Origin of the sequence: Psychromonas sp. MME1, assembly GCF_041080865.1 — a bacterium.
In the GTDB taxonomy this organism is placed as follows: domain Bacteria; phylum Pseudomonadota; class Gammaproteobacteria; order Enterobacterales; family Psychromonadaceae; genus Psychromonas.
In genome coordinates, this window is sequence record NZ_CP160906.1 from 3,113,069 (window position 1) to 3,133,210 (window position 20,142).

Annotated in this window: 24 protein-coding genes and 2 pseudogenes; 17 read left to right on the plus strand and 9 right to left on the minus strand. The window is 40.2% G+C overall.

Annotated elements, in window-relative coordinates; all coding sequences use genetic code 11:
* Nucleotides 1-550 precede the first annotated feature (550 nt).
* Nucleotides 551-762: pseudogene (locus AB2N10_RS14345) on the plus strand (DDE-type integrase/transposase/recombinase); the annotation flags it as partial.
* A 43-nt stretch (nucleotides 763-805) separates the two neighbouring features.
* Here the strand turns inward: AB2N10_RS14345 and AB2N10_RS14350 are convergent.
* Nucleotides 806-1,033 carry a hypothetical protein gene (locus tag AB2N10_RS14350; RefSeq protein ID WP_354623487.1) on the minus strand — a complete coding sequence of 76 codons (228 nt, stop codon included), beginning with the start codon at nucleotides 1,031-1,033 and terminating at the stop codon, nucleotides 806-808.
* Nucleotides 1,034-1,207: 174 nt separating this feature from the next.
* Here AB2N10_RS14350 and AB2N10_RS14355 point away from each other — a divergent pair, with 174 nt between their 5' ends.
* The 3 genes from AB2N10_RS14355 (at nucleotide 1,208) to AB2N10_RS14365 (ending at nucleotide 2,227) form a co-directional block, all read left to right on the plus strand.
* On the plus strand, nucleotides 1,208-1,480 hold the full coding sequence (locus tag AB2N10_RS14355; RefSeq protein ID WP_354623044.1) for a DUF1778 domain-containing protein: 273 nt from the start codon (nucleotides 1,208-1,210) through the stop codon (nucleotides 1,478-1,480).
* Nucleotides 1,477-1,971: a GNAT family N-acetyltransferase gene (locus tag AB2N10_RS14360; protein WP_354623467.1), complete on the plus strand. Its 495-nt coding sequence runs from the start codon at nucleotides 1,477-1,479 to the stop codon at nucleotides 1,969-1,971. Before AB2N10_RS14355 ends, AB2N10_RS14360 begins: the two co-directional genes overlap by 4 nt.
* Nucleotides 1,972-2,071: 100 nt before the next feature.
* A complete protein-coding gene (locus AB2N10_RS14365; RefSeq protein WP_369434009.1) occupies nucleotides 2,072-2,227 on the plus strand; it encodes a hypothetical protein in 156 nt (51 codons plus the stop codon).
* Nucleotides 2,228-2,283: 56 nt separating this feature from the next.
* On the opposite strand, the gene AB2N10_RS14370 is transcribed toward AB2N10_RS14365, so the two are convergent.
* The 3 genes from AB2N10_RS14370 to AB2N10_RS14380 all read right to left on the minus strand — a co-directional run bounded on the left by AB2N10_RS14370 (nucleotide 2,284) and on the right by AB2N10_RS14380 (nucleotide 3,395).
* Nucleotides 2,284-2,493 carry a hypothetical protein gene (locus AB2N10_RS14370; protein WP_369434010.1) on the minus strand — a complete coding sequence of 70 codons (210 nt, stop codon included), beginning with the start codon at nucleotides 2,491-2,493 and terminating at the stop codon, nucleotides 2,284-2,286.
* A 57-nt stretch (nucleotides 2,494-2,550) separates the two neighbouring features.
* Nucleotides 2,551-2,859: a hypothetical protein gene (locus AB2N10_RS14375; RefSeq protein ID WP_354623045.1), complete on the minus strand. Its 309-nt coding sequence runs from the start codon at nucleotides 2,857-2,859 to the stop codon at nucleotides 2,551-2,553.
* Between the two features lie 296 nt (nucleotides 2,860-3,155).
* A complete protein-coding gene (locus AB2N10_RS14380) occupies nucleotides 3,156-3,395 on the minus strand; it encodes a helix-turn-helix transcriptional regulator (protein ID WP_354623468.1) in 240 nt (79 codons plus the stop codon).
* On the opposite strand from AB2N10_RS14380, the gene AB2N10_RS14385 reads away from it, so the two are divergent.
* From AB2N10_RS14385 to AB2N10_RS14425, 9 genes are all read left to right on the plus strand, one after another.
* Complete coding sequence (locus tag AB2N10_RS14385) at nucleotides 3,310-3,486, plus strand: hypothetical protein (protein ID WP_354623488.1); 177 nt, start codon at nucleotides 3,310-3,312, stop codon at nucleotides 3,484-3,486. The genes AB2N10_RS14380 and AB2N10_RS14385 overlap by 86 nt on opposite strands.
* A 279-nt stretch (nucleotides 3,487-3,765) precedes the next feature.
* Nucleotides 3,766-5,127, plus strand: coding sequence for a HipA domain-containing protein (locus tag AB2N10_RS14390; RefSeq protein ID WP_354623046.1), 1,362 nt, complete (start codon nucleotides 3,766-3,768; stop codon nucleotides 5,125-5,127).
* Nucleotides 5,124-5,636: a helix-turn-helix transcriptional regulator gene (locus AB2N10_RS14395; RefSeq protein WP_354623047.1), complete on the plus strand. Its 513-nt coding sequence runs from the start codon at nucleotides 5,124-5,126 to the stop codon at nucleotides 5,634-5,636. The genes AB2N10_RS14390 and AB2N10_RS14395 overlap by 4 nt, the downstream gene beginning before the upstream one ends.
* Nucleotides 5,637-5,890: 254 nt before the next feature.
* Nucleotides 5,891-6,145 carry a helix-turn-helix domain-containing protein gene (locus AB2N10_RS14400; protein ID WP_354623048.1) on the plus strand — a complete coding sequence of 85 codons (255 nt, stop codon included), beginning with the start codon at nucleotides 5,891-5,893 and terminating at the stop codon, nucleotides 6,143-6,145.
* Between the two features lie 130 nt (nucleotides 6,146-6,275).
* Nucleotides 6,276-7,448, plus strand: coding sequence for a type II toxin-antitoxin system HipA family toxin (locus tag AB2N10_RS14405; RefSeq protein ID WP_369434011.1), 1,173 nt, complete (start codon nucleotides 6,276-6,278; stop codon nucleotides 7,446-7,448).
* Nucleotides 7,449-7,515: 67 nt separating this feature from the next.
* On the plus strand, nucleotides 7,516-8,046 hold the full coding sequence (locus tag AB2N10_RS14410) for an ATP-binding cassette domain-containing protein (protein WP_354623050.1): 531 nt from the start codon (nucleotides 7,516-7,518) through the stop codon (nucleotides 8,044-8,046).
* Nucleotides 8,047-8,329: 283 nt separating this feature from the next.
* On the plus strand, nucleotides 8,330-8,734 hold the full coding sequence (locus tag AB2N10_RS14415; RefSeq protein ID WP_354623051.1) for a hypothetical protein: 405 nt from the start codon (nucleotides 8,330-8,332) through the stop codon (nucleotides 8,732-8,734).
* A gap of 177 nt (nucleotides 8,735-8,911) precedes the next feature.
* The gene (locus tag AB2N10_RS14420) at nucleotides 8,912-9,316 is read left to right on the plus strand and encodes a hypothetical protein (protein ID WP_354623053.1); all 405 of its coding nucleotides are present in this window, start codon (nucleotides 8,912-8,914) and stop codon (nucleotides 9,314-9,316) included.
* Nucleotides 9,317-9,467: 151 nt separating this feature from the next.
* Complete coding sequence (locus AB2N10_RS14425; protein ID WP_354623055.1) at nucleotides 9,468-9,926, plus strand: hypothetical protein; 459 nt, start codon at nucleotides 9,468-9,470, stop codon at nucleotides 9,924-9,926.
* A 277-nt stretch (nucleotides 9,927-10,203) separates the two neighbouring features.
* On the opposite strand, the gene AB2N10_RS14430 is transcribed toward AB2N10_RS14425, so the two are convergent.
* From AB2N10_RS14430 to AB2N10_RS14445, 4 genes and pseudogenes are all read right to left on the minus strand, one after another.
* A complete protein-coding gene (locus AB2N10_RS14430; RefSeq protein ID WP_354623056.1) occupies nucleotides 10,204-11,229 on the minus strand; it encodes an IS110 family transposase in 1,026 nt (341 codons plus the stop codon).
* Nucleotides 11,230-11,510: 281 nt separating this feature from the next.
* Nucleotides 11,511-12,506 (minus strand): hypothetical protein, encoded by a 996-nt coding sequence (locus AB2N10_RS14435; protein ID WP_354623057.1) that lies wholly within the window; start codon nucleotides 12,504-12,506, stop codon nucleotides 11,511-11,513.
* Between the two features lie 251 nt (nucleotides 12,507-12,757).
* Nucleotides 12,758-13,366, minus strand: a complete 609-nt coding sequence (locus AB2N10_RS14440; protein WP_354623058.1) for a bifunctional 4-hydroxy-2-oxoglutarate aldolase/2-dehydro-3-deoxy-phosphogluconate aldolase — start codon at nucleotides 13,364-13,366, stop codon at nucleotides 12,758-12,760.
* A gap of 9 nt (nucleotides 13,367-13,375) precedes the next feature.
* A pseudogene (locus AB2N10_RS14445) lies at nucleotides 13,376-14,751 on the minus strand (GntP family permease).
* A 167-nt stretch (nucleotides 14,752-14,918) separates the two neighbouring features.
* Here AB2N10_RS14445 and AB2N10_RS14450 point away from each other — a divergent pair.
* Both AB2N10_RS14450 and edd read left to right on the plus strand, forming a co-directional pair.
* Nucleotides 14,919-15,446, plus strand: coding sequence for a gluconokinase (locus AB2N10_RS14450; protein WP_354623059.1), 528 nt, complete (start codon nucleotides 14,919-14,921; stop codon nucleotides 15,444-15,446).
* Nucleotides 15,443-17,239 (plus strand): phosphogluconate dehydratase, encoded by a 1,797-nt coding sequence (gene edd, locus AB2N10_RS14455; RefSeq protein ID WP_354623060.1) that lies wholly within the window; start codon nucleotides 15,443-15,445, stop codon nucleotides 17,237-17,239. Before AB2N10_RS14450 ends, edd begins: the two co-directional genes overlap by 4 nt.
* 17 nt (nucleotides 17,240-17,256) lie before the next feature.
* Here edd and AB2N10_RS14460 read toward each other — a convergent pair whose 3' ends face one another.
* Nucleotides 17,257-18,261: a LacI family DNA-binding transcriptional regulator gene (locus AB2N10_RS14460; protein WP_354623061.1), complete on the minus strand. Its 1,005-nt coding sequence runs from the start codon at nucleotides 18,259-18,261 to the stop codon at nucleotides 17,257-17,259.
* A gap of 369 nt (nucleotides 18,262-18,630) precedes the next feature.
* On the opposite strand from AB2N10_RS14460, the gene AB2N10_RS14465 reads away from it, so the two are divergent.
* Together AB2N10_RS14465 and AB2N10_RS14470 are read left to right on the plus strand one after the other, a co-directional pair.
* A complete protein-coding gene (locus tag AB2N10_RS14465; RefSeq protein WP_354623062.1) occupies nucleotides 18,631-18,804 on the plus strand; it encodes a hypothetical protein in 174 nt (57 codons plus the stop codon).
* A gap of 214 nt (nucleotides 18,805-19,018) precedes the next feature.
* Nucleotides 19,019-20,008, plus strand: a complete 990-nt coding sequence (locus tag AB2N10_RS14470; RefSeq protein WP_354623064.1) for a MalM family protein — start codon at nucleotides 19,019-19,021, stop codon at nucleotides 20,006-20,008.
* Nucleotides 20,009-20,142 lie beyond the last annotated feature (134 nt).

The following is a 20,142-nucleotide window of genomic DNA, read 5'->3' on the forward strand; positions in this document are numbered from 1 at the left end:
GTTTTAAATGAAGTTGTTGTTTTAATAGGCATTTTCAGATTAAAAACAAAAACTAGGGGGTAAGCCTTCCAAGCTGATGATGCGGGTTCGATTCCCGCTGCCCGCTCCAAGTTTTATCTTCATAAAATCAACCTCTTACGGTTGATTTTTTTGTTTCTGGCATCCAGTAAAAATAAATTTGTGGCAGATTTGTGGCCAACTTGTGGCACACACTGCTTATTACATTTTTATTGTTAGTTTTCCACGGTATTGTCAACTTAACAACCTCCAAGCCAATTGTGCGATAATCTGTTGATGCATAATTCTAATATCTACGCAGGTTATCGTTATCCTGCACAAATAATCAGCCATGCTGTTTGGCTTTATCATCGATTTACGCTGAGCTTTCGTGATATTGAATAATTACTAGCAGCGAGAGGTATCATCGTCAGTTATGAAACGATTCGGCAGTGGTGTAAAAAATACGGCAATATCTACTGTAACCAGATCAAAAAGAACCGTTGATCAAGATGGTGACGAGATAGATCTTTGGGTTCAGAAACGAAAGAATATGGCGGCTGCGATGCGCTTCTTTAAACGATTATTAAAAGGGCAGGGATGTACGCCGTTAAAGATTGTGACGGATAAATTAGCAAGTTATTCTGCTGCAAAAAAGAATTAATACCAAGCGTAGAGCACTCAACTGTTCAGTATGCAAATAATGGTTGCGAGCTCTCTCATCAGCCCACTCGGCAACAAGAAAGACAGATGCGACGCTTCAAATCACAGGGTCAAGCTCAACTGTTTTTAAGTTGTCATGGTGTGGTCAATAACCTGTTTCGTTTTGGTCGTCATTTAATGCAAGCAAAACATTATCGAGCATTCCGAGAGCGCTCCTTTTCAGAATGGATGCAGGTGAGTTGTGTCCAAAAATCAGATTAAAGCTAATTTTAGAGTCTTTAATCGTCCTGTTCATATAAGTTGACAATACCGTCATAAAGAATATTTTAATATTCTCTTTTTCAAATCTTGCTTTAACGTCATCTTCTGTCATTGATAATCCTAACTCAAGTGGTTCGCTGTAACTTCTTATACAGTCATGTTTACAGAGGTAATTACTTGTGCTGATATATTGATTAAACGTGCCACTTTGACACTTTTGTTTGTAAGAAGTCTGTAATTGTAATATACTTTTGATGTGCCACTTTAACACAACCTGGAGATTATTATGGCTACTGCACTACCTCGTATTACTGCTCGTGTAGACGTTGATACGCAAGAGCTACTTTCACAAGCTGCAGCTATTGCTGGCATGTCTAGCATTAACTCATTTGTACTTAGTGCTGCTTTAGAAAAAGCAAACACAATTATGGAACGTGAAAGATCCCTTAAATTAAGTCAGAAAGATACAACGGCATTAATGAATGCCTTAGATAAACCTGCAAAATCAAATGATAAACTACAACAAGCAGCCTTACGCTACATGGACAAAAAACAATAATGAACACTGTCCAATTAGAAAAAGCTAAGCACGATCGGAATCGCTTTGATTGTGGTATAACTGCACTAAACAATTACCTAAAAATAATGGCAAGTCAACAAGCTAAAAAAGACAATACTCGTACTTTTGTACTTGAGGATGAACGCTGTCCTGAACATATTATTGGTTATTATACATTAACGATGACGCCTATTGATGCTGATGGCTTGCCAGCAAAATTACAAAAGAAACATTACAATGTTACGTCTGGTGGCTTAATCGCTAGATTAGCTGTTGACCAAAGATACAAGGGTAAAGGTTTTGGAGAGTGGCTTTTAATTGATGCGCTTAGAAAATTATTAGCAGCCAGTGAAACGGTCGCATTTCCAGTTGTGATTGTTGATGCGAAAGATGGTGCGGGGCATTTCTATGAAAAATATGGCTTCACGCCCTTTAAAGATGCAAATAATAAACTGTTTATAACAATTGCTGATATAAGAGTCAGTATCTAGCTTGGTTAGCGGTAATTAAACCGTAATGCCAATTAGTTAGCCTTGTTACTATACCTTCAGTCTGAAATACTATGTTGTTGAAAATTTAATTTGGGTAAAAATGACAAAGCGTAAAAAAGAAAATACCGATTTAAAAAATCAAATTTATCGTACCGTTGCTGATTCTACAGCAATTGAAACTGGTGAATCGATTTGTGAACTAGAGAAGAAATTGAAAAATAACGATAGTAAATTTAACTGGCTAACTTTGGCGTAAGTACATATCTATTATCGGTTTCACCTGTTGATAATTGCACTCAGTTCTGAATATTATCAAAGCAATTCCAGCCTCATCTCACTTAAAATATCATCTTTGCTAATGCTTTCATTAGCTTCATTCTCTCCTCTAATTGCAGTTCTCTGGTTAGCAATAGTACCACGACATATCGATGCTAATTCTGCTAATTTAGGCTCAGACAAATGGCCTGATCCATAAAGTATTTTCATGAGATCTGTTGGTATATTTTTATTGCTTTGATTCATAAAATGGCCGAGTGATTTCATGTCAATTGACGAGTGAATTTTTTCAATGACCCCAGACTAAGCCATTTCTGTAATGTCAGATTCAGATAATTCAGGTGAATAGATGAGGGTGTTAATAGAAGAAAAATCAGCTTTTGTTAAATCGAAAGCGATGTGTTCGAAGCCTGAAATTATTTGAATAGATTTGTTATTTTCGATTGCATGTAGGGTCATCGACTTAGCAAAAAAATCAACAGATGAGGTCGGGAGCTTTTCAATGTTGAATAATTTTTCAACTGAAATACAAAATTCAAATGCAATTTTTGCACTTTCATGAATCTCAAAAGTTAAATTTTTCTTCTTGTTTGCACTCAAAATTTTGACCATATAACACCACTCAAATTGCCATTTTAGTATAAATACTATACGATTGGTTGTGGCCAAAAACAAAGAAAATGCCGTGATAATAGGTGTTTTGTGATCTTAAATGGTGTTAAATATTTTTAGTTAAACTGTCTTTAATTGCATGTTTTAAAAGAAGTTATTATTTTAGTTGGTATTTTTAAGTTAAAAACAAAAACTAGGGGGTAAGCCTTCCAAGCTGATGAGGTGACCAAACGGTGACCATCTGCTGCCCAAACTGATTTTTTAGTACTAGCTAGGTTAATAATCCCTTAGCGTCTTCAAACTGTTTCTTCAGACTCACCTTCTAAATCTTTCTTTGGAAGTTCGTAAAGATCGCCAACTTCAATTTTTAAATACTCACATAAAGTTTCAACAACATTTAATTCAACTCTTGTCTCTGTTTCATTAAATATTCTTCTGATGGTGCCCGGTGTGCACGACCATCCCCTAGTACAGCAGATTGATAACGAAATTGCACATCGCGAAGCGCGTTTATCTGAGTTGCAAGTACAAAAAATATCGCTGACTAAGGCGCTATTAAAGTCCACCTATGAAGTTGCTGATACTCTTTGTAGGAGGCTGCATATTCAAAAGAGGGAAAGGGTGTAGTGGTACATTGATTTTGGCGACTTAAGTAGAGGTGATATTATTCATCTGGCGATTAAAATGGGCAGAACAACGCACTCCAGCGGCTCACTAGGACTTTGAGGTTGCTAATTTTTGTATTAACCTTGTTAATTTAAGTTAACGTATCAAATTCAGTTACATTAATCTTATTAATTTAGGGTAATGTGTCAATTTTGGTTACATTAATTGATTAAATTTCTGTTAATGAGTAAAGTTATATACATTATCAATTAAAGTTAGTGACTAACTAATGGTGACAGCATGAAGCAAGATGAACTAACAATCCAAGCTTTCTTGGATAGAGAATGGGTTGATATTGCGAAACTTTCGTTTAGAAATACAAATGGTGTTCTATTTAAGGGGACACAGCTTGAGTATGATTTTGATCACACCATTCTGAATCCGAATAGTGATGATCACCGTGCGGTTTCTATTAATCACCCAGTGATAATGATGGAAAAGTACATTGATGCTAATGGCTTGCTTACATTTATAGATGACATTATACCTAGTGGATCAAGCCGTGACTTTTTGGTTCGTCATTTAGGTATTTTAGACCACTCGATTGATGCACAGCATTTTATACTTCTTAGCACTAGCACTAATGCCCCTATTGGTAACTTAAGGATCAAGGAGTCTTTATTGCATAACTCAGGTGGTGATGAAGAATCAGTTGGCCAGCATTTTACTATTGAGCATGTGATAGATAAGTCAGTTGATTTTTTAGAGTATGCTCAAGAAAGGGGGGCCGCCTGTGGTGGTGCCACTGGCGCTGGAGGTGCTGCACCTAAGTTGCTTGTGCGTTTAAACGATGCGAATCAGGTATGGATTGATAACCTTCAATTAAACAACTCTACAGATATTCATTACTTGGTAAAGTTCCCTAGAGGGAAAGCGAACATTGATAGCGATATTTTAAGGGCTGAATACCATTTCTACCATGAGCTACATGCCATGGGCTTTGATACTATCCCTATTGCAGATATGAGGCTTGAAGAAGGGGAAAACGTACCTTCTTTATGGCTACCTCGTTTTGATATAGAGATGGATAGTAACGGAGTGGCTAAACGCTATGGCATGGAGTCTCTTTACTCAATGCTTAAGCAGCGTTCTGGAGCTTACGTTGATCATAATCATGCTATTGATGATGTGATTCGTAAGATTAAAGGGAGTGACCTGCTTCTTCAGAATCCAGACTTTCATTTTGATGCTTCCGCGTTTGTGGCAGAGTGGGTAAAGCGGGACTTACTAAACATTGTGTTTGGCAATAGTGATAACCATGGGCGTAACACTTCTTTCTTGAGGGATGAAAATGGTATTAGGTTCGCACCTATATATGATTTTGCGCCTATGAAAGCTGATCCCGAGGGAATTACACGGGTAACGAAGTGGGCTTCTCCTATGGAAAAGGGGGGGGAATATGATTTTGGGGCTATCACTAAGTCTTTGGAGGTTTATGTTGAACCGGCAGAGTTAATGGCGGAATTACAAAATACTGCTAAAGATTTACTTACTCTTAAGGCTCGTCTTGCTGTTCGTGGAGTGCCACTAGCTATTTTAAATCATTCTAATATTGGCTTTGACTATATTGAAGATAAATTGAAAAGATGGGGGCTGTTATGAGAAGCAAACATACAATGATGTTGGTTAATCAAGTGACTGAAAGAGAGCAAGCTGTGAAAAAGTTGCCTAGTGATTCGGGCAAGCGGAACATAAAGGTGAGTTCGACTGGTAAGCAGGTGGAGATAGACACGAGTCGCGATTATGATCCCCTGCTTGCTCCTACCAAGCGTAGGGTGGCTAAAAAGGTCGTAGCAGGTAGAGTAACTCATAAGGATGTGCTTAAGCTCATCACTCGGGCAATTATGGGAAGCTTGTTGCTAGGAGAAATTACTTATGGTGATGCTTTAAGGCAGTTGCGTTTAGAGGTGCTTAATATGAAGCAACAAGATTATGCAAATATGGTAAGCGTATCTCGTAAGACGATTTCTGATATAGAGAATGGTAGCAAAATGCCAAGTGCAGATGTTATCAATAAGGTATTTAAGCCTTTTGGTCTTGAGCTTAGCTTGGTTCCTAAGAGTAAGAGTGTTTTGCGCGATATATTGAGTGGCGATGGTGATTCATTCTAACCAGAATGCAGGTGAAGTGTACTAGCTCAGACTTAATCTGACAGTTACCCGTTTTGTAATACTGCTTATATCTTCTCTAGTTGTGTTTTCAATAGCGTCATAACTCATCCCAAGGAAGTACTAATACTAATCCTCTAGCAGCATTTTCTTACTAATTCAGTCACTAGTGTTTACTGGTTTTAGCGTGTAAAGTTTGATTTACCTGTTAAGGCGTGTAATACTTTGTTTACTTGTTATAGCGTGTAAGGTGTAATATGAAAATATCCACAACAAAACAACTCAGTGCATATTTAAAGGATGTTCGTTTAGATAATGAATTATCTCAAGCAGATATCGCTAAAAAAGTAGGGATTCGCCAAGACACTGTTTCAAACTTTGAGTTAAGGTCTGGAACGACCAAGATGGATACCTTTTTTAAACTACTTTCTGCGCTTGAGTTAGATTTTGAAATTACACCTCGTAATGGCAAAAATAGCGATGATGAATCAGGCTGGAAAGAGGAGTGGTAATGGCTGTTTTAGATGTTTACCTCAATGGTTATCTTGTTGGTGAGTTTAAAAAGTCTAGTAACGGTGCTCACTCTTTTCGTTACTCAGCAGGTTGGTTAGCATTGAGTGGAAGCCACCGGTTTCATTATCAATGCCGCTCGCTAAGTCTGAATATCGTGGCGATGTTGTGTATAACTACTTTGATAATTTATTGCCTGACAACTCAGAGGTCAGACAGCGTATTGTTGCGCGTTATCAAGCTGGCTCTTCTCTACCCTTTGATTTGTTATCCATGATCGGTAGAGACTGCATAGGTGCGCTGCAGCTATTACCAAAAGGGGAAGTCCCTTTAAACGTTAAAAATATAGAATATAGAGCGCTAGATCATGAAGAGTTAAATAAAATAATAATGGGATATCGTGCCGATATACCACTTGGTATGATTGCAGAGCTGCAAGATTTCCGCATATCCATTGCGGGAGCACAAGAAAAAACAGCGCTATTGAATATCGATCAAACTTGGTGCTTACCCTTAAATTCCACACCTACTTCTCACATTATCAAACTGCCTATTGGGCAGATTCAAAGTCACTCTTATTCACTAGATATGTCTGATAGCGTAGAGAACGAATTCTTATGTATGCAATTACTACAAGCTTACGGCTTATCTGCTGCTGGCTGTGAAATATTAACATTAGAGGAGATGAATGTACTTTCTGTTGAACGTTTTGATCGCCAATATTCAAGTGATAAAAAATGGTTAATGAGAAGGCCTCAAGAAGATTACTGCCAAGTATTTAATGTACCTTCAGCCTTGAAGTATGAAAACCAAGGTGGCCCTGGCATTGAGCAAATCATGAGTCATCTATTAGGCTCAAAGAATGCAGCAAAAGATAGATGCGACTTTATGAAGGCACAAGTGCTGTTTTGGCTGATGGGCGCTTCAGATGGTCACGCTAAAAACTTTTCAATTTACATATTACCAGATGGACAATTTCAATTAACACCGTTTTATGATGTGTTGTCTGTTTTCCCTGTCGTGAATAAAAAAGGGCTAAATATTCGTCAGGTAAAACTGGCGATGGGCTTGAAAGCGACGAAAGGTAAAAAGTATCATATTAATAAAATTTACCCTCGACATTTTATTGAAACAGCAAAGCAAGTTGGATTTGAAACGGTTAAAATGGAGGGAATACTCAGTGATATTAAAGCGAGTACAGAGCAAATAATTATTGAAACTCAAGCTAGCTTGCCAGTCAATTTTCCAAAAAAAATATCAGAAAGTATATTTTCAGGAATGTTAAAACAGCTTAAAAAATTATAAATCAAGCTTCAAATATTGAGTTTTTCCAACAGCAAAGCTCAGTGACCACTGCTTAAGTTGTTTTTTAGTGGCTTGTGCAGAGGGGCTTGCATCAAGTCCTGAGGTGAATGGTGAAATCAGCTTTAAACAGGTACGTTTTCGTTATCAAAGTGATGCTCCAGAAGTCATCAGTAATTTAAGTTTTGATATAAAGTCAGGTGAATTTATTGGCATAACAGGTAGCTCTGGCTCGGGTAAAAGCACCGTCACTAAACTGCTACAACGTTTATACAGCCCCTCCTCGGGCGAGGTCTATGTCGATGGATTAGATTTGGCGATAGCCGATCCCGTGGAACTGCGCCGCAACATGAGCATTGTACTGCAGGAGAGCCATCTTTTTTCCGGCACGGTAAGTGACAATATTCGCCAGTGCCTGCCGCAGGCCAGCGATGAGCAGGTTATGAATGCTGCAAAACTGGCAGGGGCAGATCAGTTTATCGAGCAGCTACCGCAAGGTTATAACACGCAAATTGGGGAGCGTGGCGGCAGTCTGTCGGGCGGCCAAAAACAGCGTTTAACCTTGGCTAGAGCATTACCAACCCGAAAATACTGGTCTTAGATGAAGCCACCAGTGCGCTGGATTACGAATCGGAAGCTTCGATTATCAGCCGTTTACCGGAGATAACCAAAGGACGTACCGTGATAAGCATTGCCCATCGATTAAATACCATCAGACACTGCGACCGTATTTTTGTGATCGAAAGCGGACAGATAAGCGAGTCGGGATGTCATCAGGATTTGCTCGAACGTCAAGAAAAGTACGCAAGATTATGGGCGAGTCAGGTTGGCTAGGTTTTATGTATAAAAATAATGCTAGATTTTAAAAAGAAGAGGAAAAGCAAATGAAAAAAATACTACTGTTGGTAGCCTTAATAGCCGTTGGATATTATATCTATAGCGATTATTTATCGCCACCCGATAAAGATACAACGCTATCCGAGAAAGATTTAAGGGCAAAAAAGCTGTTTGATAAACTGTCTTCAACACCTGTTTCAGCTCAAGAGGTAAAACCTGTTTTTAAGGATTCCATGATTAGTAATTGCAAACTCAATGGTGCTAATACAGAGAATGGTTTCGGAACCACTGCTGAATGTATCAATAATTTCGAAACGCTGGCAAGTGACCGTTGTTTTGGTCAACTTGCTGATTTTGAAGGTAAAGTTTACGCTTCAAAACGTGCTCTAATGGCTGACTTTCTAGTGTTCAATAGCTGTGCATCGGCTATAGTCAGGGACGCCGCATTGTAATTTAGGTTGTTTTTTGATCTATTAACGCGCTTTACGATGAAATCTTGAACGGGCGAAAGAGGCGGGACAAATAAGCGAGTCGGCTAGTCACCAAGCCTTGCTTGAGTAGTAACAGAAATAGGCAGGATGATGGTTGAGCCTGCCTTGTCACTTTATGTATAACTAATGGAATAAAAAATGAAAAAAATACTACTTTGGATCGCTTTAATAGCCGTCGGATATTATATCTATAGCGATTTTTTATCGCCACCTGATAAAAACACAACGCGATCTGGTCAAGATTTAAGGATAAAAATGCTGTTTGAGAAAGTGTCTTCAACACCTGTGTCAGCCCAAGAGGCAAGACCGGTTTTTAAGGGGGCAATGATTGATATTTGCGAAAGAATGGCTCGTATTAATGAAAATGTTTACGGAACGGCTGTTGAATGTACTCATAATTTCGAAAGACTGGCAAGTGAGCAGTGCTTCGAGCAACTCACTGATTTTGATGGTAAAATTTACAATTCACTCAGCGTGCTAATAACTGACATTGAAACATACCAAGCATGTGCATCTGATATCATCTATCTCGAAAAATTGTGATTTAATCGCTTCTTAGCCTATCACTGCGTTTTATGATGACGGGCAAATAAGCAAGTCCGGTTGTCAGTGGAGTTTACTTGAACTACAACGGAGATAGGCAGGATGACGGAAGAGCCAGCTTTGCCACTTTATATAACTAATGGAATAAAAAATGAAAAAAATACTACTGTTAGCCGCTTTAATAGCCGCTGGATATTATATATATGATGAACATTTTTCGCTCTCCGAAAAAAATCTAACGCTAACCGATAAACAATTAGCGGTAAAAAAGTTATTCGATAAAGTGGCTTTAACGCCCGTTTCAGATCAAGAGGCAAAAGCTGTTTTTAAGGGGAACGTTATTGATATTTGTGAAGAAAATGGTGGAGATACTTTCGGAATAACAGATGAATGTATCAATAATTTTGAAAGACTTGCAAGTAAGCAGTGTTTTAGGCAGTTGGTTGATTTTGAAGGTAAAATTTACAATTCAAAACGCGAATTACATGTTGACTTGCTAACATTCGAGATGTGTGCTCTGGATATAATCCGGGAGGCCAACTTCGACAACACTATCGGGGACATCCACACTATCGGGGACATATATGGATGCTCCCCATCTGTCAAATAAATTGAGTTAGATAATACAATTTAAGTACTCTGTTTCGTTGCAAACTGCTGGTCATTATAAGTTAAACGGTTATCGACATATATCCGGCTTCTTTCATGACCATCCGTGGCCGAGCCTTAATGAGATTCAAATGCGCTAATGTCCTTTGCACCCAAGTGGCCTATTACGGCCGATGTCCACGAGCAGGTTTTCATTAGCGCGAAACCAGTTTAATTCACAATGTGCATAGCACCGTTTGCGGTGAGTCCTTCTTGGTTAAACTTGTTTTAACATCTTTTTAAATCGTATAACTTGGTAACTTAAAATCTTGCTCTTTGGCAATCACGGCCCATGTCATTCGAGCTAGTTTATTTGCGACAGCTACAATAACTTTACACGTCGGTTTAGTTTCCATAAATGACTGTATCCACAAGTTAAAACTGTCATTATGTTTGTGGCACCAATTCATTAACGCTCTTGCTCCATGAATAAATAGAGTCCGTAGTTGTCGATTCCCGCGTTTGGTAATGCCGCTCATATAGCTATTGTCGCCACTAGCGTGTTGCCTCGGCGTCACACCTATCCAAGCTGCGAATTGACGCCCATTTTTAAATTGTTTTCCATTGCCTATGGCTGCGATAGTGCCTGCTGCGATAATAGGACCAATGCCAGGAACTTGCTGCGCACGTTTATAATGTGGGTTATCAGCGAGCAGAGCTTGCAGCTGTATTTCAATTTCATTAACAGCGAGATCTTTACCTTTTACTTCGTGATGTAGCTGTTGTAGAAACTGTCTTGATATGACTGTTAAGGGCTGCGTAGCATCTTCGAGGATTTCAGGTAACTCTGCCCGTAGCTTGACGATGTTCTTACCGATTATGATCCCATAGTCTGCAAGAAAGCCTCTTATTTGATTGCAGATAGCAGTACGTTGTTTGACGTGTCTTTCTCGTATCCGCTGCAAGCATTGCATATCTTGTTGCTCAAGTGACTTAGGTTTAACAAACTTTATGTTAGGTCGGAAGCTTGCTTCTGCGATTGCTAAAGCATCGTTTGCATCATTCTTATTGCCTTGCACAAAAGGCTTTACTTTAATGGCAGGGATCAAGTTAACGGTATGACCTAACTTAGCGATTTCTCTGCCCCAAAAGTTAGCTGAATAGTAGGCCTCCATAACAACGTGTGTTGCTTTATATTGTCGTAAAACATCAAGTAATAGATCTCGTTTCACTTTTTTATTGGAGATAACCTTGTGCGCTTGGTTAAGTGCGCAAACTTGAAATACGTTCTTTGCTAAATCGATGCTAATTACACTAGTATTCATATTGGACGCTCCTTTTGCTTTAGTTAGACGCTTTAAGCATGGCACATTGCGATGCCGATACTTGGAGCGTCCATCTCAGCATCCATATCTTTTCATTTATAAAAATATAATAGCCATTCTTTTTAAAAATAATCTTAATCAGCGCTTTGCTGTAATTAAATAGTTAAATTCCCGCACTTGAGACTCAATCCAATATGTTTAAACAAGTTTTATTAAAATCAACGCACAGAGCCTCCTTAACGAAGCGCTAATAGTTAATAAAAAAAACAAATGATTGGGAGTTAATGCAGCATACAACTCAGTTTGTTTTGCCCAGATACCCAACATCGGCCTGTGTGTTCGGCAAATAGTGCCAGTTCTTCGAGTGAGCCCACTGCACCATGGTAACCTTTACCAAAACTCACGGCTAAGGCTAACCATGTGTCACTCTCTAAGCCAAGGCTGCTTAATAAGCTTGGCAGTTCGCTCGAAATCACGCCGCGCTTATCCTCTCGAATCGCTCGTCCAGTCCAATCAACAAGCTCTAAATAATCGAGTAAGGCATAGGGAATACCTTCGTGGGGCGCATCACATTCTGCCGCTAAAAAACCAAATAAGGGTTTACTGTTATCATGGTGATGCAAGGCTTCATCGTGACTACATTTACTGTGGATACGCTCAAATATGGACGTAAACTCCGATGTTTCCACACTTACTGACATTTTTGCTCGCACGGGGTTTAAATCAACATAAGCCATACAAGTTAATAGTGCTTTTTCATCAAGCAATGCTTGCGACTTAAAGCGCCCTTCCCAAAAGCGTCCTTTACAGTTATCTTCGGCGTTCGCTTTGCGGGCAATAAATTCATTTAATGCGCGCATGAACCAAGAGATATCAAGCAAGCGATGACGCCATTTGCTGATTATCTCAAGCGCCACCTCTATTTGACCTGCGCAAGTCAGTTCCCCTTTACGCCATCGCGAAACTATTTCTGAGCCAGAATAAAGTTGATACCAACGTCGGCAAACTTCTTCATCGCTACAGGCGCTAATCTCGGCTTCATTAGCATGTAAAACAAGGTGATAGTGATTAGACATAATCGAATAAGCGCAAACATCAATGGCAAAGATATCACTTAATTGCCGAATGCGATCGACCATCCATTGCCGGCGATGTGAATAGTTTTTACCGCTGTAATTATCTTCGCCACACAAAAATGCACGGCGAACACATCGAGAAATGCAATGATAATAAGGTGTGTCCACAAGAGAAATTAACGAAGCACGTGATTGTGTCATACCAAACCCCACAACTGTAAACAAAAACACTGTTTATATAGTAGGTGCAGTATTCTGTTTAGTCAAAAAGGTGTGGGTGTCCTACACTATCCTACACTATCACTACACTATCATGCTTTTCTCAACAGCAAGAGAAAAGTAAGCAAAAGAGGTGTCGTCCAGAGACGTTGTATTTCGTATAACGGGGTCAAAATGTTGACTGACCCCATTTCACTGAACACCATTTTAATGTGCAATGGCGACATCGAGCTTTAAAGTGCTTGGATGAGTTTAGCGATTTCAGGCCAGTTGCCTTGGTCAATCAGGGGCGTTGGTACCATCCAAGTTCCTCCACAGGCTACAACCGCATCTAGCGCTAAGTAATCCTCTACATTAGCGACTGTAATGCCTCCCGTTGGCATAAATTGCACCGGATAAACGGCTGCTAACGATTTTAGCATCGCAATTCCACCCGAAGGTTCAGCGGGGAAAAACTTAACCGTTTTTAAGCCGAACTCCATCGCTTGTTCAACCAAACTCGGGTTGTTAATGCCCGGCACAATGGCGACCCCAATCTGCTGGCAATATTTTACCGTATTAGGATTTAATCCTGGGCTAACAATAAAATCAGCACCCGCTTCAACCGCTTGATCAACTTGCTCTTTGTTAAGCACTGTGCCCGCGCCAATTAAAAGCTCAGGATAAGCTGCCCGCATTAAGCGAATTGACTCTGCTGCCGCTTCTGTTCTGAATGTCACTTCAGCACAAGGTAAACCATTTTCGACTAAGACTTTCGCTAAAGGCACGGCATGCGCTGCATCTTTAATGGCAATGACTGGTACGATACGAATCGTTTGTAATTTTTGTTCAAGTGTTTGCATATTAAAACCTTAAATAATGTAACTAAGTACAGCAACAATAATGAATGCGATACCACCAAGCAGTGTTTCCATCACAGTCCACGTTTTTAATGTGGTTTTCTCATCCATATCCATCAAACGAGATACTAACCAAAATCCTGAATCATTAAAGTGTGATAGTACCGTTGCGCCAGAAGCGATCGCGATAACAATGAAACAAAGATCTAATTCACTTAGTCCAATAGTTGAAGCAACCATTGGGGCAATTAGTGCAGCTGTTGTTGTGAGTGCAACCGTTGCTGAGCCTTGCGCAACACGTAAGCATGTTGAAATAAGGAAGGCGGCGAGAATAAGTGGCATGCCAGTATCGGATAATGCACCTGATAACGCTTCGCCAATACCGCTTGCACGTAATACGCCACCAAACATGCCCCCCGCACCCGTTACTAAGATAACGGCACAAATTGGCGCTAATGATTGAGTACATAGTGACTCTAATTTGGCCATGCCGTACTCTTTCGCAAATACCGCAAGACAAACTAATAGTGTGATAAGGAGCGCTACGGGGGTTTTACCTAGCATGCGCAGGAAATCCACGACCGGTGAAGCACCGTCAATAACACCAGAAACCGCTAATGTATTTAACCCTGTATCTAAAGAGATTAAGATGATAGGTAGGATTAGAATCGCTAATACAGTTGAGAATGTTGGTAGTTTTTTCTCATTAATAATTGCTTCTTCGCCAAAAAAGGCTTTTGAAAGAGGGATATCGAATTTTTTACCTGCATAGAGACCAAATAGGTACGCGCCGAAGTACCAAGTCGGGATCGCGACTAAAAGACCGACAAACAATAGTAAACCAATGTTCGCACCTAATAATTCAGCTGCTGCAACTGGGCCCGGATGCGGGGAACAAAGGCATGCATGACCGCAAAGGCACCTGCAGAAGGAAGTGCGTACTTTAATACTGAGCCACCAAACCGTTTTGCCACACTAAAAATAATCGGCATCATGACAATTAGACCCGCATCAAAAAAGATCGGAAAACCAAACAGTAGAGAAGCGACACCCAATGCAAGTGGCGCTTTTTTCTCACCAAATCGACCAATTAGGGTATCAGCCAGTACTTTGGCACCACCAGTGATTTCAAGGATCTTACCAATCATTGATCCTAATCCGACCAATAGGGCTACCGAAGCTAATGTGCCTCCGAATCCGCCCATCATTGTCGGTACCACTTGAGATGATGATACGCCCGTGGCAATCGCAGTGCCTAAGCTTACTAATGTCAGTGAGATAAACGCATGTACTTTTAATTTGATTATCAGGACTAGCAGTGAAAGAACGGCTAATCCTGCTATTGTTAATAGGAATATTGGGTCTGCTTGTTGAGCTATCTGTTCCATGTTTATACCTTATTTAAGATTAATTTTCATGATGAATATTTTGTGAGAAACTTCACAAACCGCTAAGTTACGGGTAACATGTTACCCGTAACTCTTGTAAGGTAAACACATATTTTTGGTTTCGTTTAAAAATGCGATCTACTTCAAAGTAGAGCTGGGAGAGAAAAATGGCAGGTAAAAGTATTGTTGTAATGGGAGTATGTGGCTCAGGTAAAAGCACGATTGGTGATAAAGTATCAAAGTTAATGGGGTACAAGTTTATCGATGGTGATGATTTACACCCTAAGGCAAACATTATTAAAATGGCGGGTGGAGAAGCACTGAATGATGATGACAGAGCACCATGGTTAGAGCGCATTCGTGATGCAGCGTTTAGTTTAGAGAGTAAAAATGAAACGGGTATTATTGTTTGCTCGGCACTGAAAAAAAGCTATAGAGATAAAATTCGCAATGGCAACCAACACGTTCATTTTCTCTACCTAGAAGCATCGATTGAATTGATCATGCAGAGAATGCGTGCGCGTAAAGGTCACTTTATGCAAGAAAGTATGGTGAATGGCCAATTTGCTACTTTAGAGCGTCCCGAAAATGAACCTAATGTCGCAGTCGTTGATATTGATGGTACGCGAGAACAAGTGATTGAGCGTGCAATAAGCGCATTAACCCAATTAAATATTATTAAGGAAGTAGCATGACACATTCTGTAATTCTCGCTGTGACTGAGCGAATTATACGTCGTAGTGAAGCTTCACGTAGTGCATTTTTAGCAAAAACAGAGCAACAAGCTGCTATCGGAAAATCGCGCGCATCACTGTCCTGTGGCAACTTAGCACACGCGGTGGCAGCATCTTGTCAAAGTGAAAAAAATCAGATCCTCGATTTTACGCGTTCAAACCTTGCCATTATTACCGCATATAACGATATGCTTAGCGCGCACCAGCCTTATAAAACTTACCCAGATCAAATTAAGCTGGCGCTTTCAGAGCTTGGCCATACCGCGCAAATAGCGGGCGGTGTACCGGCAATGTGTGACGGTGTCACACAAGGTCAAGCAGGAATGGATATGTCGCTTTTTTCACGTGATTTAATCGCGCAAGCAACCGCTTTTTCATTAAGCCATAATCTATTTGATGGTACGTTATTGTTAGGCATTTGTGACAAAATTGCACCAGGGCAGTTGATGGGGGCATTGACATTTGCTCATTTACCGACCGCTTTTATCCCAGCAGGTCCAATGGCAACGGGTATTTCGAATGAAGAAAAAGTCGATGTAAGGCAAAAATATGCGGCTGGGAATGTGGGTAAAGATGCGTTATTAGAGATGGAGTGTGGTGCCTACCACTCACCGGGGACTTGTACTTTTTTTGGTACGGCCAATACCAACCAATTAGTTTTTGAAGCGATGGGCTTAATGTTACCCGGTTCGGCATTTGTGCATCCGCAATCCGATTTGCGTAGAGCGTTAACTGACGATGCAGCCAAAAAAATAGCAGCAATGAGTTATGGCTCATCTTGTTACCGCCCGCTAAGCGAAGTTGTGACCGAGAAAAGCTTGGTCAACGGTGTTATCGCCTTGTTAGCATCGGGCGGTAGCTCAAACCATACCATTCATATGGTGGCGGTTGCGCGCGCTGCAGGGATCATTTTAACATGGCAAGATATGAGTGATTTATCTGATGTTATTCCGCTGTTATTAAAGCTTTACCCCAATGGCCCTGCCGATGTGAATGAGTTTCAGCGTTTAGGTGGTGTGCCTGCCTTAATGAAACGCTTGCATGCCAGTGGTCTTTTGCATATCGATGTCACGCCAACGTTTGGTTGTTTTGAAGATCAGTTATTGTCACCTAACTTAGTGGATGGAAAGTTGGCTTGGCAAGCGCTTGGAGAGTCTGTCAATACGCAAGTATTAGCGGCAAATGATAGTTACTTCCAAAAAACCGGAGGCACAAAAATGCTCACTGGTAATATTGGTAGATGTGTCGTGAAAGTGTCTGCCGTTGCGGAGCAGTTTCATATCATTGAGGCGCCCGCGAAGGTTTTCCATTGTCAGCATGAGGTTGAAAAAGCTTATCAGGTAGGGTTACTCAATAAACATTGTGTCGTGGTGGTCGCCTTTAATGGCCCGGCCGCCAACGGCATGCCTGAGTTACATAAATTAATGCCTATCTTAGGTAATTTGCAAAAGGCTGGCTATAACGTTGCATTAGTCACTGATGGTCGATTATCAGGGGCGTCTGGGAAAATTCCTGCGGCTATCCACTTATCACCAGAAGCCCTGCATGGCGGCGCCATTGGGTTGATCTGTGATGGCGATATTATCCGCTTAGATTGTACGACGGGTACGTTGGATAACCTCAGTGATGTCACAGGGCGAACACCGCCAACACCGGATACTGAAGCCGCACAGCAAACATGGGGGCGTGATATGTTTAAAAACATGCGCAGCTGTGTATCAAGTGCAGAGTTAGGTGCGAGTTTTATCGTCTAGTTTGTTATATCAATGCGTCAAAGGCTTTGCCCAAGGCGCATTGAAAATCCAACATCCACCACTTTTTGTTGGATATCTTCACCGCGCAGCGCTTGTAATAATAACCTCGCGCTTGTTTCGCCAATCTGCTCGATGGGGATTTCAATACTGTTTAATTGCGGGGTTAATGCCATGCCGATATTAAGTGCGTTGTACCCAACAACCCCTAATTGTTTTGGGATCTGGATGCCTTTCTTTTGCGCCGCCATGATTGTACCAATCGCAATATCATCATTGGTGCACAGTACTCCATCAATATTAGGGTTTTGCCGTAACGCCATATCAAGTAACTCTCCGCCTAATGTAAATGAAGAGTGCGCTTGAGTTAAAATGTGTATGCTTTTCATGCCTTGCTCAATCAGCGCGCGATCGTAACCCGACATGCGTAATTGTGTGCGCGAATCTAAGCGAGCACCAAAGTAAGCGATGTTTGATTTGCCTGATTCGAGTAACGCCTTTGTAGCAAAATATCCCGCTGCTTCATGGTCGACACCAACCACCATATCTATCGGTTGTTTGGGTAGCTCCATCGCTTCGACAACGGGCACTCCAGCAGTTTTAATCATCTGTAATGTGCGTTTTGTATGCTTTGTCTCGGTGAGTATTAAGCCGTCTACTTGATAGGAAAGTAACGAAGCGACTTTGGCTTCCTCTTCGAGCTCATCGTAACCAAAATGAGCAATTAATGTTTCATAACCATTCGCTCTGCAGACACTTTCAATGCCTTGAATAAAACTAGCAAATACTTGGTTTGATAAAGAAGGAATAAGAATTCCGATCGCTTTGCTAGATGACTTAGAGAGCATCGCTGGTGCTCTATTGGCAATGTAGCCAACTTCTTCCATCACCACCATTATTTTTTCTCTGGTTTTTAACGCAACAGAGTTAGGATCACGCAAGTACCTAGAAACGGTCATTTTAGTAATGCCCACTTTATCTGCAATATCTTGCAGAGTAGGCCTGTTTTTTTGTTGTTTCTGCATTGGCTATCCCGATGATGTGGCATAAGTTTAAAATGTTACAGTAACATTATCATGCTACTGAAAAAGAATCGAGAAGCAATATAGCAGGAGTGTTTAACAATAGAGGGGCAATGTTGATTTACCTGCTTAGTTGTTGTGTTTGTTGGCAATAAAAATGTTCTTCATCGTGGTGACCATTTTGCTTTAGTCGTTTCTTAAATTATCAGTGAATGACGTTTATGACTGGAAAATACTTTTCTAATAAAATATTATCCGGCGCAGAGCAAAACCGAACATGGAGTGTGGTTTATTTACAAATTATTTTCATTGAATATTGAGAATAATGGGTGTGAACTATCACATCAGCCCACTCGGCAACAAGAAAGACAGATGCGACGCTTCAAATCACAGGGTCAAGCTCAACTGTTTTTAAGTTGTCATGGTGTGGTCAATAACCTATTTCGTTTTGGCCGTCATTTAATGCAAGCAAAACATTATCGAGCATTCCGCGCTCGCTCATTTTCTGAATGGGTGCAGGTTAGTTGTGTCCAAAATTTAGAATAAGGCTGATTTAATGGCCTTAAATCGTCTCGGTCACATAAGTTGACAATAGCCCTTTAATCGCCCTTCGTACATAAGTTGACAATATCATCCAAGTAGATAAGTTGATGGTAACCAATTTGGTAAAATTATTAACCAAATTAGCCTAAGGGTTGCTTAAATATTATAAGAAACATATGCTATGAGTATCTTAGGCTCTGCTCAGAAAGGAATAATAATGAAAAGAATACTCTCTATGGTTTTAATAATATTAGTGGCTGGATGTAGTAATACTAGCGCGTTCATCGACTACGGTGATGAGGATACACAAAAGATACAAGATACAGATGCCTCGATTGGCTATGAAGCACTCAAGAATGCTCCTATATGCTGCACGTCATTGAGTGAACTTAATTATACTACAATCTCTACTCCTGGTGCGTTTGATTATATTATTACGGACAAAAATGACGCGTTTAATTTTACTACGGGTAAATCATTCGTCCAAGGTATTACGCTCCCTGCAGCAGAAGGGACAATTAAAATTAGTGTATCTGCTCCTATGGTATCAAGTGTTTTTGTTCCAACAATAGTCATATTAGATGAGCAATATAAACCACTAAGATTGTACGGAGAAGAAAGTATTCACTACGAAAGTGGGTCTGTGTTAAGGATTGATAGGTTCTTTGCCAATATTGAAATCCCGCCTATATTTAATAATGGTCGCCATGCAAAACATTTAGTTATCCTGACCACCGAAAAAGCAATGAAGGAAACGACAAAGCTTGTCCCACCTGAACCGACATCGACAAAAATTGATCGCGAAGCGTTAATGATCAAAGCGAATATGCTCGAACCATTTCGACATACTGCAACAGGTGTTGTTAGACTTACCTTTGATTACACACCATATACAGCCAGCTCGATGAAAAAGACAATAGCAAAAGAGCTCAATGACAGCCACAAAGCTCAAGCAATCGTTACCACAAATGAAATGGAAAACATTAAACCGAAAGCAACTGCTATTAAAGAACCAGTGGCCACATCTCAGGTCAGTAATAACTCGATTCAACCAGAAAGTGAAAATATGTATATTCTTTTAATTGAAAAATCGGTAAAAGAAGAGGACTACAAAAAAGCACTGCGGTTTGTTGAAGAAGCAGAAAAAGCAGGTTCAACGAAAGCGCGTGATGCAATGTTTGAAGCGATGAAAAATACCAATAAATAACCATAGGAAAATATAATTTTCAGGATCCCAATGACATGAAATTTATAAAGTTGTTGGGATAATCTTATCTTTTCATTTTAGATGCTTCTACACACCACACCAGTACAACCTGAAATAATAATGGTTTTAAGTTG